The sequence below is a fragment of the Thalassobacillus sp. CUG 92003 genome (assembly GCF_013618635.1).
Classification (GTDB): domain Bacteria; phylum Bacillota; class Bacilli; order Bacillales; family Halobacillaceae; genus CUG-92003.
In genome coordinates, this window is record NZ_JABLSJ010000006.1 from 81,632 (window position 1) to 97,302 (window position 15,671).

The window sequence follows — 15,671 nt, forward strand, 5'->3', positions numbered from 1 at the left end:
GTATGTCATCATCATCGCCTCCATCGTCCTTGCATTTGTTTTTACTATTGTATCATATGCTCAATCAGTTGCAATGCCCCCTCAATCTTCTCCCCTTTTTATCGGATCTTTACACCTGTACTGAATAACGGCGTAGCAGATGGTTTCAACTCTCTCGCTGTCTCCGTGGACTTCTTCGGATAAAAAATGAACTCCAGTTCTTCGATTGATGCGATATCATGCACGCCCTGAAGCTTGACATATTGGAATATCTCAAACGTTCCTTTGCTGTAAGAAAGCGTTTCTCCCTGATAAAGGTTCCCCTGCTCATCTTTTGCCGTTACATAATAATTTACAACGTGATCGGTGCGATCCCATTGCTTGTCCTCTTGATGGAAAGCATTCCACCGGTTGTACCAAATTCCAAAATACATAGCCTCCTGCGTTCCATACACGTCACCAATTGATATGCCTGTTTGTTCTACTTGATGTTCGCCATGTGTTAAATGCACGAGTTGACTCTCGCGAACGGTTGTCTTAGCATCAATCGGAAGTACTTCCCCCGCTTTCAGCTGATTGATTTGTCTGTTATCCTCATAAAACCAGTAACCGAACGTTAGTAAAACGAGAAACAAAGCCACCGCCACATATATTTTCACTATGCCCACCATCCATAATTAGCGTTTATACATAAATTCGAGATTAGAATGGTTTATTCCTTTCCATACTTTTACCTATTTACATATATTTCTCAATAATATGGCTGTTGTGTAACCAAAAAAATTACCCTCCATCGTTAGGAAGGTAATTTTTTTCGTCTTATAAACTTTGGCTCCAATCGAGCGCAGCCTGACCTTCTAAATAACGTTCGCAGTCCATCGCAGCCATGCAGCCTGTTCCAGCAGCTGTCACCGCTTGGCGGTATTTGCTGTCCTGTACATCACCGCAGGCAAACAGGCCTGGGATATTAGTATCTGTCGTACCTGGCGTAACGAGAATATAACCCGCTTCGTCAGTATCGACTTTACCTTGGACAAAGTCTGTATTTGGACGATGACCGATTGCAACGAATACGCCATCCGTTTCAATTGTCTCTTCGGCTCCCGTTTCATTGTCCTTCACTTTCACACCCGAAACCTTCATCCCATCAGACACAACTTCAACCGGCGTTTTATTTAAACTCCAATTGATTGTGTCGTTGTTTCGAGCCCGATCCTGCATAATTTTAGACGCGCGTAGTTCGTGACGACGGTGGATAATTCTTACTTCACTCGCAAATTTCGTTAGGAAATTCGCCTCTTCCATCGCAGAATCGCCGCCACCAATTATGACGACCTTTTTCCCTTTAAAGAAGAACCCATCACACGTCGCACATGTGCTGACACCTTTACCGATGTTCTCACGTTCTCCCGGAATTTCTAACAGTTTGGCCGTCGCGCCCGTCGAAACAATCAACGTTTCAGCTTCGATTTCGCCCAATTCATCAACAGCGAGTTTGAACGGCCGGTTGTTGACATCCACTTCGGTGACCCAGCCACGCTTGAACGTAGCGCCAAAACGTTCAGCTTGTTTTTTCATATTATCCATTAATTCAGGCCCCATGATGCCATCCGGGAACCCAGGGTAGTTCTCAACTTCAGTTGTCAATGTCAATTGACCTCCAGGCTCAGGCCCTTCAATCACTAGCGGTTCCATATTGGCCCTTGCCAAATATACAGCAGCAGTCAAGCCTGCTGGACCGGTTCCGAGAATAACCGTTTTGTAACTCATCATCGTTTCCTCCTTTACCGAAAAACTCATGCTAATTATTCATACCGTACCCCATTTGCCCCTTATTCATCCCGTTATGAAGGTTGAACATGCAACACCTTGCCAACAAGACGATTTATTACAGGGCAACGAGTTTATACGTAACACAATACTGATGGTATAAAACATTTGACGCGTTAATCAAAGTATATGCTTATCAGGTTTCATCGTTTGCAAACTGTTCGATTCGCTCAGCGATCTCATCCCGAACGCGTTGAAAGACGGCCCATTGTTCTTCTTCTGTGCCTTCTGCTTTCGCTGGGTCATCAACTCCCCAGTGAAAACGCGTGACATGCGGCGGTGTAATCGGACATTTATCATTCGCGTCCCCACAGAGTGTAATCGCATAAGCTGCGTTATTCAACGTATCTAAATCAATCACATCGGATGTTTGATCAGATATATCAATCCCACGTTCTTCCATCGCTTTGACGGCTTTCGGATTCAGCCCGTGGGCTTCTATACCTGCGGATAACACCTCATATTGATCACCCAGGATATTTTTTCCTAGCCCTTCTGCCATTTGACTTCGGCAGGAATTACCGGTACACAAAAAGTAAATTACAGGTTTTTGCGACATGATGCATTCCCCTTCCTCATAAATATTAAAATATAACGTCCAACTTCTGATTTATATCAACAACAACCAGAGATACAGCCCTGTCAATGTGATAAATAAGGTCGGTACTGTTAAAATGACCCCTACCTTAAAATAATATCCCCACGAAATCTTCACACCTTTTAACGACAGGACATGGAGCCAAAGCAGAGTGGCTAACGAGCCGATCGGGGTAATTTTCGGCCCCAAGTCGGAACCAATCACGTTGGCATAAATCAAGGCTTCACGCATCGTACCTGAGGTGTCTGTTTCAGCAATTGCAAGTGCATCAATCATCACGGTCGGCATGTTATTCATAACAGATGATAGGATTGCCGCTATAAAACCCATCGATAAGGTGCCGACGAATAAACCAGAATCTGCTGCCGTTTGGATTACGTCTGCTAGTACATCCGTCAAGCCGGCATTTCGAAGTCCGTAAACAACAACATACATACCTACAGAGAAAAAAACAATCGCCCACGGCGCCCCTTTTACCACCTTGGTCGTTTCAACAGCAGCACTCTTTCGCGCCATTGCTAAGAAAAACAAGGCAATAATGCCTGCAATGATTGAAACCGGTACGGAAATGAATTCACTCAAAAAGTAACCCACTAACAGTAAAGCCAATACGAGCCAAGATAAGCGAAACATTTTATGATCTTGAATGGCACCTTTTGGCTGTTTAAGCTGAGTAAGGTCATACTCACCGGGAATACTCTTTCGGAAAAACAACCAGAGAACAAGAATACTGGCGCCAAGTGAAAAAAGGTTCGGCACAATCATTCGTGAAGCGTATTCGACAAATCCAATATCAAAAAAGTCGGCTGACACGATATTAACGAGGTTACTCACAATCAAAGGCAACGATGTCGTATCTGCAATAAAACCGCTCGCCATGATAAACGGCAAAATCATCGACTCTTTGAAATTCAGATTCCGTACCATAGCAAGAACGATCGGTGTAAGAATCAGAGCAGCTCCATCATTTGCGAACAAAGCCGCCACCACGGCTCCAAGCAGCGTGACATAAATGAACATTCTAACCCCATTGCCTTTTGCAATTCGTGCCATATGTAGAGCTGACCATTCAAAGAATCCGATCTCGTCTAATATTAAAGAAATAATGATAATGGCTACAAATGCGAGCGTTGCATTCCATACGATCCCTGTCACCGTTACGACATCCTGAAAATCTACGACCCCCGCTATTAAAGCAAGCAAAGCCCCCCCGCACGCGGACCAGCCAATCCCTAACTTTTTAGGCTGCCATATGACGAGAATGAGCGTAAGTACAAATATACTTATAGCGACTAACACAGAACTCAATTATTATCCCTCCATCAATCACACTGAATACGTTTACCGGCTTTCTCCAGTGTTGCAATCTTTTCTTTTTGATCCGGCATGTGCTGAAGAATCTCCGAGATTAAATCAAAGGCTTCATGTTCCGTATTCAGCTTATAGAACATCCATTGTCCTTTGCGTTGTTCTTTTATCATTCCCGCATCCCTTAACTTTCTCAAGTGCTGGCTCACAGCGGGCTGACTCATCTGCAGAACTTCCACAAACTCACAGACACAGCATTCATTATCTTTCAATAAACCCACAATCGTTAACCTGGATTTATCACCAAGCAGCTTTAACGCAATGGCAACTTGCTCGACGTTGATCTCTGTCTTTTCCATTGCAGCACCTCCTTTTCCACATCATTATATAAGCATATGCTTATAAATGCAACAGATTAAACCCTATAAAACTTTTAGAGTCAAAAGCCGTCATTGAAGAGGGGGGGTCAATTCCCTCTCCAATAACGTCTGACTGACTATTCATTACCTACTCACACAGGACACCACAGCGCGTTTAATTCCAATTTCTAAAAGAACGAAGCCATCCCTTCACTTTACTTTCTAGTTTGCTTTGGCTATCTTCACCCTTTTGTTTCCGCCACTCATTGTAGCTGGCCACACTAATTAACGCAGAACCTGCAATCAGCAAGTAGACCCACCAGGGCATGTTACCCCAATACGGATTTGTCTGGTACATCACGTTAAAGATCAGCACACCCATTCCGACGAAGAAATAGGATTTAATGCGGTGCTGCATGCCTGAAACCATAGATACGAGAGATAAAAATCCAATGATAATAGCATCCCACACGGTATGGCTTTCAATGGCATCACTCACCAGATAGGCAGCAACACATAAGAGGATCACTAATTGCACATATCCCGTGATTCGGGGGTGCGCTCGCCACGTCCATAGACTTAATGCGATTGTGACACCTATAACGGGAAGCGCTACCGCTTCAGCTTCTAATAACGCGGGAACGTACTGGATATACGCTTCTAGCAACACATAATAGGCCGACAAGACACTCAATACAGTAAAAGTTGATAACGTGTGCTGTACAATCAAATGAGGCGTCCTTTTTCGGTTTGTTCCAAACCAGATTGCCATTGCTATACAGATTAACACGTTATACCATGCGGACATATCTGGCGTAACGAACGTAAACGTATAGCATATATACAACAAGCCTGACAATGCATACCAATCGAGCTGTACAAACTTTTGATCCGTTACGTTATACAAACGAGCACCTGCGACTAAGCCCCCTATGAGTAATAGAACACCAACTGTAAGGTTCATGGAGAATAAAACGAATGGCTCTAATTGAGGCCGCAGTTGTTCAAAAGCCGCCAACATGGCCAACAAAGGGATCACATTGATAATGGTCCACTGCCGTTTATGGAGCAAGAACAGATTCAGTACGATGAACAGAAGCACTGGTAGAATGTCGACCATTTCGAATGCGTTATGGGTGATGATAAAAGCATAGAGCCCATAAAGGGAAAACGGAATAGTAAAGAATGTCATGCGCCGTTGCCAGCTAGGGCCAACCCAGAACCAAACAGTAGTCATCAAGATGCTTGAAATCAACCACACATATGCTTCCGGTACAGGTGCGAATACTGTATAAAACTGGAGTAAAACCGCAACAATGAATGGCACCAGGGCAAGACCCGCATACAAAAATGCATAGGTTTGCCACATCCGTTTCGCTTTGCCTGAACTAAGCACATAGATGAGCAACGGTCCTGCAAGGATTGCTGGATGACTCGCCTGGGAAATGAATTGAGTAAGGAAGAAAACAGCGAGCCAAATCAGTTGAACTGAATGACCGATCCAGAAGAAATAAGGTTTTAAACCAGGTATTATTTTGCCCGGCCCAATCACGCTCCCCATAAGTACAATAATTGAGCCGTATAAATAATATAAAACCGATTGAGTGGTTTCAAACTGTAACGGGCTGAGTAATGATACATAAAACGCAAGTAATGTGAAGGCAACAGCAAGCCAAAAAATGTTCATTTTCGTCCGATAAACGAGCCAGACGAGCACGCCAATTCCTGTAAATAATAGAGCGGAACGAATAATTTCTATCTCTGGCGCAATCGAGAATAATAATAACATGCTATACACATACGTACATTGACCAATATAAAACGTGGCGTTAGACAATGCTTGTTCCCGGAGGTAATACCATCCAATACTCACTGCCAGCAATGCGATTCCTGATACAGCGAGGTATGTGGCCAGCGTAATGTGCTCCCAACGCCCATTCATTCCAATCAATTCTGGAGATAAAGCTAGTAGCGCCAGCAGCCAGCTTATTGGAATTCCCCACTCCGCCAGTTGTTTATCCCAGTACGTTCTGTAATAGGTATGAACCAAATAAAGCACGCCACCCAATAAAGCGAGCAATGTCGCTGAGTTGTAAGTATCACTTAAGTAAATGGCTGAACCCGTACTGATGAAGCATGCTGCGAGAGACAAGTAGTAAGTGCTCGATTTAACGGCTGCCAAAAATGTATAGTTCAGTTTGAGGCCGACGCTTATGAATAGACCAGCGCTATAAAGGAACATGTAAACGTCTAGGTCAATCGGTTCATGCAGCACATTCCAACTCTGAAACCCTGCAGCTAACAGAAATAAGGGAGCTAAATAGCGAAAGACCTTTTCATACGTAATCGTTGCTAAGTATATAAAATTACCTGCAACTACGACATAAGCCACCAACAGCAAACCGCTATCCTCGCCTGCCCGCAGGAGCAATCCTTGGTAACTGACAAAGATAAAAGCCAGGAGTGAGACTGCCCCACTCATATACCGGAACATTCTATCGACAAATCCATCGTTTTGATCAAGGAGTGAAAAACCGATGAATACGACTCCTACTGCAGCATATAAAACCAAATCTACTGAGCTGAGGGGCGAAAAGTGCACGACCTCATATATGCCATAAACAAATAAAGCAGAAAAAACGAATTGATATTCTTTTGTCTGATAGACATAAACCATCGCCATATAAATGGCAGAAGTCAACAACAAATTGAAACCGAAAAACAACTCTGTTTGATAAAACAACAGCATAAGTAATGTTGAAACAATCAGATTCAACTGGGCATACAGTGGTAATTCATTGATAAACAATTCCAGCCACTTCTCATGCTTCAAACGATGGTAACCAAATAATAGTCCCCCGTTAAACAACATAAGCAGCAGGTAAAATGAATCAACCGGCACACCGATCGCACCAATTGCAAAACCTATTGTTAACGTGAGGAACAAAAAAGAGATCCAAACAAATAAACGTGAAGCATGTTTACACGCATTCCTAATATAGAGAGGCAGAGAAGCAACTGTCCCGAGCACGCCCAACATATAACGCCCTTCTCCAGTCAAGGATAGGTAACGCCCTAATAATTCAAAATAACCCAGGGCCACAAAAGCGATAGGAATCAATAAACTTCCGAGCGTAAGAAAAGCGAAAGCGGTCTTTTCAATTTTTAGTACGTTACTCGTTATGCCGCTTAAGCCAATGAAAAATACAGCCACGAAAAAGATGCTGACCACTTTACTCACTGGTCCCATCTGCTCCCAGCTGCTCGTAGCCACCGTGAGCCCGCCGATCAGGAGTAACACCACGCCCAATATCAAGGACCACGTGATGTTCCGTTCTCTGATTTGTTCAGGTGAGCGCTGTTTTTTTACTTTTTTAACAGGCTCTCTACTAGGTTCGGACGACTTTTCCGCCTCTTCTTTTATCCGCTCCCTCTGGACCTCTTCCTTAATAGCCAATTGATCCATTACATACGTCTGATAAACACTTGATATATGATCATATTCCCCATCTGTTATGTAATCTGCTTGTTGCAGCCTTTTTAACTCCGAACGGAAGATTTCGTTACGTTCACTTCCCTTTTTCGACGTCACCATGCTCCCCTCCTAGACCATAAGATTCTTTTGAGTGTAATTTTACACTAAATGATTCACATTGCAAGGGGTCGCCTCCACTTTCTTGCCCAGAATATTTTTTGTATAGTAATAAGTAACGGAACACCTTAAAAGGAGGGATCACTACGATGCATATAAACGTTTATGGCCGTACGATCGATCGTGAAACGCGGTGTACCCACTACCATACCCAGGAAGATATCATTGCAATTAAATTTTACTGTTGTCAGACCTACTTTCCCTGTCACCTATGCCACAAGGAAGCGCAAGACCATGAGATTCAGGTTTGGCCCAAGGAACAGTTTGACGAAAAGGCCATCCTATGCGGTGTCTGCCGTCACGAATCATCCATACTTGATTACCTACACAGCGACTCCGTTTGCCCTCATTGCCTTTCCGTTTTCAACGAAGGATGTCAACGCCATTATCACTTATATTTTGAAATGACCGATGATAAGTACGAGTGAAGCTATGGTATTGGGTTGAGCTACGATATTTTCTGCGTGACCAACGATAAATGGGGGCGGAGCGACGATAAATACGAGCGATACGACGACAAGCGCTGCCGGACCGATGATAAGCTTGGACGATCCGATGATAAGGGAGCTCCATACGAACTTATGCCACTATGTAAGGCTTATTATTTCGTATATTTATTAGCATAAGAGCTTGCTACGATAGCATCAGGTTTAATTTTCGCATCGATTCCGAGTGATTCAATTCTGGCCATCATTTCATTTACATAGGCACTCGTACGATTCCGGGCTCCCGCACCAATATCAATGTGACCTTCAATCGTGAAAGTAGCGCCTTTATATATATAAGGCAGAACAATCTCAATAAGAGCGTTTTTCCGCTCTTCGGTAAATAATGATACGACCTCTTCAGTTAACGACGTTTCGTATGATATCCGCTCATGCAGGCCTTTCATTTTTCTTGATACGATCACTTTGCGCATACATGCCCATGCTCCTTTACCTTCACGCTGAATGACGATACCTGTAATAAAACGTGTGTAATTAGCGTGGACCTGGGAGTCTGTCCCCATCATCAATTTGTAATTGCCAAGCGGGTGTTTTTGCATAAAGGCGTAAATATAAGCAAACACGTCATCAAAATCCATCTGTTCGTGGGAGAGGTTTTGAAACGTTAAGGGGTGGTCCATCTTTACAACTCCGTTCGTCAATTTTATCCCTGCAGCCTATTAATCCTTTTACAACTCAGCTTAACCAAGTTGGGTAATTCTGTTTTATCTTATTCATTTCCTCAGGCAATCGTGCTCATAACAGCAAATTCTCCCAACTATCTTTACCCTTGAAAAAAATTGATCTATCCGTTATAATTCGATATATGTCGAATTATAAAAATGATTACTCAAATTTAAATCAGTTTAGTGAGATGTTCAAAGCATTATCAAACGCCTACCGTCTCGAAATATTTCTATATTTAGCTGACTATTGCCGCCCGGGCGAAATGAGTACGGAGGAGGAAATGCGCGTAAGTGTCGGCGAGTTAGGCAGTGGGCTGGGAATTGCTCCTTCTACCGTCTCGCATCACCTGAAAGAACTTCGTCATGCGCATCTCATCCGTATGGAACGAAACGGAAAAAATATTGAATGCTGGGTCGAACCCGACACACTCGATCAGCTTATTACGTTTTTCAAACATGCAAAGGAGGGAAATTAATTTTTTACCTTTCATTTCGATATTTTTCGAAACTTAGAAATAAAAGGAGGATAAGCATATGTCTCAACTCATAAACGGTCTTATATTAGGGATTGTCGCTTCTCCTACTTGCCCCAGTAATGGGGAAGAAATCAAGCAAGGAACGCAATCGGGGTTCCTGGCAGCACTAGCTGTCGGATTCGGAGCTGTTCTTGGCGATGCTCTCATCCTGGTCGCAGTCCTGTTAGGGTTAATGCCGTTGATTGAAGCGTATCCGATCATTAAATCGAGCTTATGGTTAGTCGGCGGACTTATTCTGCTCTATATCAGCTGGGGGATCTTCTCTGAAGTCAGCAGAATTGAAGGTCTTGCACATTTCAACTTCGCTGCTAAAGCAAATAAGGGTTTTTCTTTCTTACACCCTTTTTGGAAAGGGATAGCGATCACCACATTCAATCCATTTACGATTGTTTGGTGGATCGGGATTCTGTCACCTTTAATCGGCGCTGATGAGCCCATTTATCTATTTTCATCAGCCGTACTTGTTGGGGCACTGCTTTGGTTTGTGGCACTTGCTGTGCTGTTGCACATCGGCAGGCGTTTTCTAAATAAACGGGCGCGCCAAGGAGTGGTCGTCGTTAGCGGATTAATTGTTATGTTCTACGGCATTTATTTCTTATACGCGTTTATAACCGGTTTATCTTAAGTATCGGTGTTAAGATATGATAATCAAACTGAAGGCCTTTATGAAACATCCAACCATTTCATAAAGGCCTTTTTTATATTAATTCAATTAGTAAAGGCATGTCGTCTCATCCAGCAGCCATTATGCATAATTACAGCATCTTTTTCTGTACCTTTTTTCCGCCGTAACTGAACAATACATCCCGATCGTCTACCACCGTTTCTAAATGAATGTGACGCCCCCATAATTGGTAGAGGTACGGCATTGTTTTCTCAAGATATTTCAAATCAAGCTCGACGCCTTCATAGTGGTGCTTGACGTATAACTCACCGTTTTTCAAGTAGTCGCCGTCCTGGACGGTCAAATAAGGGAACCCGCCATTTACTCTGATGGTCACCAGCTGATCGCGGACCGCTTCATAGTCTTTTTGGGTAATTTTATAGTCTCTTCCTTGCTTTTGGAATAAATATAGATCCTCTTTACGTGCTAAATCCTTAGTCAAATAATTGCGGATAAAGGAGAGATCGGACTCGAGTTCACGCACTTCGTAAATTTTCTCGCGCCCTGAACCTGGCTCAACGCCCAGGCTTTTCATTTCTTCGGTCGGGTTGTTATACCGCTCTTCAATATCTTCAAATATCTTCAACCCCAAATAATAAGGATTGATTTGTGTCGTGGAAGGCTGCACCACACTGGCATTCAATTTAGCAAATTCGACCGACTCGCCACTCGTCAGATTCATTTCCCTCAAAATTCGAGCGTGCCAGTAGCTCGCCCAGCCTTCGTTCATGATTTTAGTTTCCAGTTGTGGCCAGAAATACAACATTTCTTCACGCATCATCGTTAAAATGTCACGCTGCCAAGGCTCGAGGTCGCGTGAATATTCTTGAATAAATAATAATAAGTCCTTTTCTGGCTGAGGTGGGAATTTTTTCTTTTTCCGACGCGGTTTATGCTCGTTTTCGTTGGAAGTTCCCAGCTTCCATAAATCATCATAAGGGGTAACGCGAGGCTTATCCTCTTCGATTTCATCCCCTTCCTGCCACGTCCACGATAATTTGGGGCGGACAAGAGACGGGTCGATATGCTCCTGGACGGATAATACAGCGTTCAGGAAGTCTTCCACTTCTTCTTTTCCGTACTCTTTTTCATAAGCAGAAACGCGTTCAGCAGTAGCTGACATGCTGATGACCATGTCCCGGTTCGTATTTTGGAAACGAACGTTGTTCTTGAAAAAATCACAGTGGGCGAGAACATGAGCAACGATCAGTTTGTTTTGGACGAGACTGTTCGAATTCAGTAGAAATGCATAGCATGGGTTGGAATTAATGACAAGTTCATAAATCTTACTTAAGCCCAAATCATAATGGAGCTTCATTTTATGGTATTGTTTTCCGAAGCTCCAGTGGGAAAAACGTGTCGGCATGCCATAAGCACCAAAGGTATATATAATATCATCTGGACAAATTTCATAGCGCATCGGGTAAAAATCAAGGCCAAACCCTTTCGCGATTTCAGTTATATCATCAATCGCTTCTTCCAGCTTTTTATAGTCCTCGGTTCGCAAGCGCTTCTCCTCCTTGGTCTTGTTTACATTAATGTATGAGGAAAAGCACTAAATGATGAAGCTGGCCGTTCAATTTGTCCTTAAGACCATTTGTCTATTTGTTACGATTCAGAATGTGATCATACGGATCAAGATCGTTTACATTCACGCCGTCAGACGTGCTGGCCGCTCCCTGTATGGATCGATTGCCATCTTTACATGTGTAATACTTCGTAAGTCCGCGTTTAAACTTTTGGTATTGAGGATCTTTACTATCAATCATGAATTCATTTTGGCAGCTCATACATGTCACATTCATTTCAGGACCCCCTCATTTTTATGATCATTATACCAGATATTGGGCGTGAGCAAATAAAAAAACAGGACTCTTGAGCAGAGCCCTGTTTCTCATATTATTCAGCGTCTGGAAAAATTCGATTAACCATATCGCCGAATTCACGGAAGAATCCTTGTACGGGTTCGCCATTTTCGACGTCCTGTACATAGTTGTTCGTTAAGTCAACAAAGTCTGGATTCGTAGACACGTAAACATTGTCGATATCCTGGTTTGTCTTCTTCACAACTTTGGAGATTTCCTTTTCAACGTCATCACTGACGTCTCCGTTTTGCTGGCCTTTCATATCAGCAGCGACGTAAGCGTTGTTACGCGTGGTTAACACATAAGCGTCTTCAACGTCGTCAACTTCACTCGTAATTTGTTCAGCAGTTTTTTCAGCTACATCGTAGTTGTCATTTCCTACCTGGTTACGGTCGTTGTCGACATTGTTGTTCTCGTTATTGTTATCCATTTCATTCATGTCATCTGCCATTCGTTCAAAACGGGTGTTTTCCACCCCGTCATAGTTACCATTGCCTCTGCCTTCTTCTTGCTCTGCTTGACAAGCAACAAGTGTAGAAGCAGCTAGTAAACCTACAGCTAGTGTCTTGATTTTCATGGTGTTTTTTCCTCCTTCACAAGCCTTGTTTGTAGTATGTTTCAAGTGAAGGAGGTTTATTCTGCACCATGTCTTTTTTTAATCATCGCTTGCGCTAAAACGGCAGCAGCCACCACATATTCAACCCTAATATGTATACGGTCAACATACTAGTGGCAAACAAACAACAAGCGGGGAGTAATTTAAATCCCCCCGTGATACGGTGAAATGCTTTCTTTTCATAAAAAATGGTAGCGGCAAGCGACAGATAATATGTAATAAAAAACAACCATTTTTGATCGGTGTTTTTTTCTAATCCGACCTCATATCCAATGGCCGCGATCAGCCAATTCGCTATAAATGCGATGACTGAGATCGGGACCCATTTCTGTTCACTTGTCAGTTGGAGAACACTGTAAATCGCGCCGATTAATATAATAACACCTATGATTTCAGTAATAATAACCATGATTCTGAATGTTCCCGCATCCTTAGCGGTCATAAGACTTATCAGAACCATTAATCCGAAGAAAATGGCGCCTCCCGTGTTTCCCCAAAACATCTGCTTTTCCGACATCTGACTTCTCTCCTTCCGAGCCTCCAAAAATCCAACTTATTATAACATAACAATCAATAGAAAAAATTATAAAATACGACAAAACATCCTGTGATTCCCAATAATGCGATAAACTCTCTGACTGAAATTTACCCGTCACGGACAAAATAAAAACAATCCTTTCTAGAGGAAGGGATGAGACAAAAAATGTTTTATAGCGATTATGACCGCGCATTGCATCACACCTTATGGGGCGAATGGGATGACTTGCTCGTATTGATGGTAAGGACACAAGATGAATTATTAAGCAAGCGGATCGAATTCTTCCTTCACGCCTTTCATTACCATCTCGGCGAACAGGAACTCCTTGAATCCCATGAAAGCTTACTTCACTATATTGATCACGCCATGGCTGCGACACAACCCATGTCAGTGACATGAATAATAAAAGGTGACCCGGAATGGGGTCACCTTTCCTAATTCATCAGCATAAAAATTACTCCACTTTCATATATTTCACTCCGAATAAAGCAGCTTGAGTCCGATCCTGCACTTCCAATTTAGAAAAAATATGTGAGATGTGCGTTTTCACGGTTTTTTCGGTAATAACAAGCAACTGAGCAATTTCTTTATTACTTTTTCCCTGCATGATCTGTTTCAATACATCCATTTCGCGTTGGGTCAATTCTTGTAATCGTTTCTTCTCTTCTTCGCCATTAGAACCAGTTACGTGCGTCATTAATTGGGCCGCAGCCTTTGTGTCAATCATGGTTTCACCCTGATGCACACGCCTGATCACAGTAGCCAGACGTTCGGGATCTATATCTTTTAACTGGTAACCATTTGCTCCAGATCGGACAGCTGGAATAACCGTGTCATAATCCGAAAAGCTCGTCAACATAATAATTTTTATCTCAGGAAACTGTTCCCGGATGCGTTCGGCGGTTTCTACACCGTCCATTTCAGGCATCTGAATATCCAAAAGGATGACGTCAACCGGGTTTTCTTTCACATAATTCAGAACATCCTGACCACTCTCTGCTTCGGCTACTACTTCTAAATCTTGCTGCGTTTGGAAAAAGAAAAGCAGTCCTTTACGCACAACTTTGTGATCATCTGCTACCATCAATTTAATCAACGCTATCTCCCCCGTAAGGTAAAGTTACATTAATCTCTGTCCCCTCTCCCGGGGAACTTTGCAATGACATCGTACCATTGTATAAGGCCGCTCTCTCTTTCATCCCTCTAATGCCAAACGATGGGGACAGGGCTTCCGCGTCACGATCGAACCCTTTTCCCTCATCCTTGATGATGAGGTTTACATGCTCTTTTTCTTTCAGAAGATGAATAAGAGCTTCATTTGAGTCGGCGTGCTTTTTAATGTTATGTAAAGCCTCCTGCCCGATTCTGAGCATCGTTTCTTCAATGGCATAAGGAATAGGTGTGGTACCGCTTGATTCCGTTTCAAGTTTAATGCCGATCGCACCTGCATAGTGAGTCAGTTCAGCTAGGAGCCCCTCTTTTAAACGGTCACCTTTTTGTTTAGCAATGAGCGCACGCATCTCTTTTAACGCCTGAGAGGAGACGTCATAAATATACTGAATATGTTCGTCCACGGCTTCATTATGGGCTAATTGCCTTGAAGCCTGAGAAGTGAGCACGATTGAAAATAACAGTTGGCTGACGGAATCATGAAGGTCCTGCGCTAACCGCGACCGCTCTTCGATACGAGCTAAATCCATCTCTTTACGATGGAGCTGGAGCTGCTTGTATGTCATCATATAATAATCAAGCAGCAAATGAAATACTTCCTTCTCCATGACGGAAAAGGGTGTTTCTCGGTTCATGTAAACCGAACGGGATGGTGAGATGTTCTCTGCCAATTCCGTCGTCGAGAGGCTGTCTTCCTTAGCGGTCCCCTCATTCAGCCATGTCACATCATCAGGTTGAAACAAGGCAAACAGACCGTTAGAAAAGCAGGATTCCAATTCATTAAAATGGGTGGTTTCCTGCATTTGCTTAGTAAATAAATGAACACGGGTCAACAACTCACTACGCCGTTCTTCTTGTTCAAACCGTTCAATCCGCTCCAAGGCCGTACCAATCTGGAGCGCAACAGACTCCAGCAATTCAAGTTCAGATTTGTATTCTTTCTGGTAAGGGGCTGCGACATTCAATAAGCCATAAGTTTGGGTTGGGGTTTTTAGCGGGACGGTTGCATGGTGGGTGATACCGGCAATATCCTCGTCCCCGCGCGCAAGTGCATGCTCAATCCGTTTACATCCTATGATGCTTGTCGCTTGAGTAAGGTGCCCTTTTTTGTAACGCGAAACGCATGTGCAATCTTCGCCGCACATCAATTCTTTATCATCCCTTGCTAAAGCTGGGGGCAATCCCGCGTCCGCAGCTAACTCAAGTCGATTCGACCGGGTCAAAAACACCCAACCTGTTTCGAAATGGGTCATGGATAAAAAAGCATGCAAGACTTCATTGATCACTTTTTGTTTGTTAGTAGATTGATTCAGTAACTCAGCGATGTTTTTTAATGTTTCCAGTTGAGAATTCGGAGTGCCCACTTGCGCGTCCTCCTTTCACGT

At 43.2% G+C, this 15,671-nt stretch carries 17 protein-coding genes; 4 read left to right on the forward strand and 13 right to left on the reverse strand.

Annotated elements, in window-relative coordinates; translation table 11 throughout:
* Positions 1–98: 98 nt before the first annotated feature.
* The 6 genes from HOP45_RS10730 to HOP45_RS10755 form a co-directional block, all read right to left on the reverse strand.
* Positions 99–638 (reverse strand): hypothetical protein, encoded by a 540-nt coding sequence (locus tag HOP45_RS10730; protein WP_181349293.1) that lies wholly within the window; start codon positions 636–638, stop codon positions 99–101.
* A 160-nt stretch (positions 639–798) separates the two neighbouring features.
* Complete coding sequence (trxB, locus tag HOP45_RS10735; RefSeq protein ID WP_181349294.1) at positions 799–1,749, reverse strand: thioredoxin-disulfide reductase; 951 nt, start codon at positions 1,747–1,749, stop codon at positions 799–801.
* Positions 1,750–1,945: 196 nt separating this feature from the next.
* The gene (gene arsC / locus HOP45_RS10740) at positions 1,946–2,368 is read right to left on the reverse strand and encodes an arsenate reductase (thioredoxin) (protein ID WP_181349295.1); all 423 of its coding nucleotides are present in this window, start codon (positions 2,366–2,368) and stop codon (positions 1,946–1,948) included.
* Positions 2,369–2,419: 51 nt separating this feature from the next.
* On the reverse strand, positions 2,420–3,715 hold the full coding sequence (locus tag HOP45_RS10745) for an arsenic transporter (RefSeq protein ID WP_219914582.1): 1,296 nt from the start codon (positions 3,713–3,715) through the stop codon (positions 2,420–2,422).
* A 14-nt stretch (positions 3,716–3,729) separates the two neighbouring features.
* A complete protein-coding gene (locus HOP45_RS10750; protein WP_181349296.1) occupies positions 3,730–4,074 on the reverse strand; it encodes an ArsR/SmtB family transcription factor in 345 nt (114 codons plus the stop codon).
* 175 nt (positions 4,075–4,249) lie between these two features.
* Entirely contained in the window at positions 4,250–7,666 is a 3,417-nt protein-coding gene (locus tag HOP45_RS10755) for an SCO7613 C-terminal domain-containing membrane protein (RefSeq protein ID WP_181349297.1), read from the reverse strand.
* Positions 7,667–7,815: 149 nt separating this feature from the next.
* Here HOP45_RS10755 and HOP45_RS10760 point away from each other — a divergent pair, with 149 nt between their 5' ends.
* Entirely contained in the window at positions 7,816–8,154 is a 339-nt protein-coding gene (locus HOP45_RS10760) for a CHY zinc finger protein (RefSeq protein WP_181349298.1), read from the forward strand.
* 173 nt (positions 8,155–8,327) lie between these two features.
* On the opposite strand, the gene HOP45_RS10765 is transcribed toward HOP45_RS10760, so the two are convergent.
* Positions 8,328–8,852: a ribonuclease H-like YkuK family protein gene (locus HOP45_RS10765; RefSeq protein ID WP_181349299.1), complete on the reverse strand. Its 525-nt coding sequence runs from the start codon at positions 8,850–8,852 to the stop codon at positions 8,328–8,330.
* A gap of 233 nt (positions 8,853–9,085) precedes the next feature.
* On the opposite strand from HOP45_RS10765, the gene HOP45_RS10770 reads away from it, so the two are divergent.
* A complete protein-coding gene (locus HOP45_RS10770; protein WP_181349300.1) occupies positions 9,086–9,373 on the forward strand; it encodes an ArsR/SmtB family transcription factor in 288 nt (95 codons plus the stop codon).
* 58 nt (positions 9,374–9,431) lie between these two features.
* A complete protein-coding gene (locus tag HOP45_RS10775) occupies positions 9,432–10,058 on the forward strand; it encodes a LysE family translocator (protein ID WP_181349301.1) in 627 nt (208 codons plus the stop codon).
* Positions 10,059–10,188: 130 nt separating this feature from the next.
* On the opposite strand, the gene HOP45_RS10780 is transcribed toward HOP45_RS10775, so the two are convergent.
* From HOP45_RS10780 to HOP45_RS10795, 4 genes are all read right to left on the reverse strand, one after another.
* The gene (locus HOP45_RS10780) at positions 10,189–11,604 is read right to left on the reverse strand and encodes a SpoVR family protein (RefSeq protein WP_181349302.1); all 1,416 of its coding nucleotides are present in this window, start codon (positions 11,602–11,604) and stop codon (positions 10,189–10,191) included.
* A gap of 94 nt (positions 11,605–11,698) precedes the next feature.
* The gene (locus tag HOP45_RS10785; protein WP_181349303.1) at positions 11,699–11,902 is read right to left on the reverse strand and encodes a hypothetical protein; all 204 of its coding nucleotides are present in this window, start codon (positions 11,900–11,902) and stop codon (positions 11,699–11,701) included.
* Positions 11,903–11,996: 94 nt separating this feature from the next.
* Positions 11,997–12,539, reverse strand: a complete 543-nt coding sequence (locus HOP45_RS10790; RefSeq protein WP_181349304.1) for a YhcN/YlaJ family sporulation lipoprotein — start codon at positions 12,537–12,539, stop codon at positions 11,997–11,999.
* Positions 12,540–12,633: 94 nt separating this feature from the next.
* The gene (locus HOP45_RS10795) at positions 12,634–13,095 is read right to left on the reverse strand and encodes a hypothetical protein (protein ID WP_181349305.1); all 462 of its coding nucleotides are present in this window, start codon (positions 13,093–13,095) and stop codon (positions 12,634–12,636) included.
* A 174-nt stretch (positions 13,096–13,269) separates the two neighbouring features.
* Here HOP45_RS10795 and HOP45_RS10800 point away from each other — a divergent pair, with 174 nt between their 5' ends.
* Positions 13,270–13,515, forward strand: coding sequence for a YhdB family protein (locus tag HOP45_RS10800; RefSeq protein WP_370458006.1), 246 nt, complete (start codon positions 13,270–13,272; stop codon positions 13,513–13,515).
* A 55-nt stretch (positions 13,516–13,570) separates the two neighbouring features.
* On the opposite strand, the gene HOP45_RS10805 is transcribed toward HOP45_RS10800, so the two are convergent.
* Entirely contained in the window at positions 13,571–14,209 is a 639-nt protein-coding gene (locus HOP45_RS10805) for a response regulator (RefSeq protein ID WP_181349471.1), read from the reverse strand.
* Positions 14,205–15,650, reverse strand: coding sequence for a GAF domain-containing sensor histidine kinase (locus HOP45_RS10810; RefSeq protein ID WP_181349306.1), 1,446 nt, complete (start codon positions 15,648–15,650; stop codon positions 14,205–14,207). The genes HOP45_RS10805 and HOP45_RS10810 overlap by 5 nt, the downstream gene beginning before the upstream one ends.
* Positions 15,651–15,671: the final 21 nt, after the last annotated feature.

What these genes read in the sequence shown, in the direction of transcription:
- trxB (WP_181349294.1), bottom strand. Translation starts at nt 1,749, where the DNA reads ATGAGTTACAAAACGGTTATTCTCGGAACCGGTCCAGCAGGCTTGACT.
- arsC (WP_181349295.1), bottom strand. Translation starts at nt 2,368, where the DNA reads ATGTCGCAAAAACCTGTAATTTACTTTTTGTGTACCGGTAATTCCTGC.
- HOP45_RS10750 (WP_181349296.1), bottom strand. Translation starts at nt 4,074, where the DNA reads ATGGAAAAGACAGAGATCAACGTCGAGCAAGTTGCCATTGCGTTAAAG.
- HOP45_RS10760 (WP_181349298.1), top strand. Translation starts at nt 7,816, where the DNA reads ATGCATATAAACGTTTATGGCCGTACGATCGATCGTGAAACGCGGTGT.
- HOP45_RS10765 (WP_181349299.1), bottom strand. Translation starts at nt 8,852, where the DNA reads ATGGACCACCCCTTAACGTTTCAAAACCTCTCCCACGAACAGATGGAT.
- HOP45_RS10770 (WP_181349300.1), top strand. Translation starts at nt 9,086, where the DNA reads ATGTTCAAAGCATTATCAAACGCCTACCGTCTCGAAATATTTCTATAT.
- HOP45_RS10775 (WP_181349301.1), top strand. Translation starts at nt 9,432, where the DNA reads ATGTCTCAACTCATAAACGGTCTTATATTAGGGATTGTCGCTTCTCCT.
- HOP45_RS10785 (WP_181349303.1), bottom strand. Translation starts at nt 11,902, where the DNA reads ATGAATGTGACATGTATGAGCTGCCAAAATGAATTCATGATTGATAGT.
- HOP45_RS10790 (WP_181349304.1), bottom strand. Translation starts at nt 12,539, where the DNA reads ATGAAAATCAAGACACTAGCTGTAGGTTTACTAGCTGCTTCTACACTT.
- HOP45_RS10795 (WP_181349305.1), bottom strand. Translation starts at nt 13,095, where the DNA reads ATGTCGGAAAAGCAGATGTTTTGGGGAAACACGGGAGGCGCCATTTTC.
- HOP45_RS10800 (WP_370458006.1), top strand. Translation starts at nt 13,270, where the DNA reads ATGAGACAAAAAATGTTTTATAGCGATTATGACCGCGCATTGCATCAC.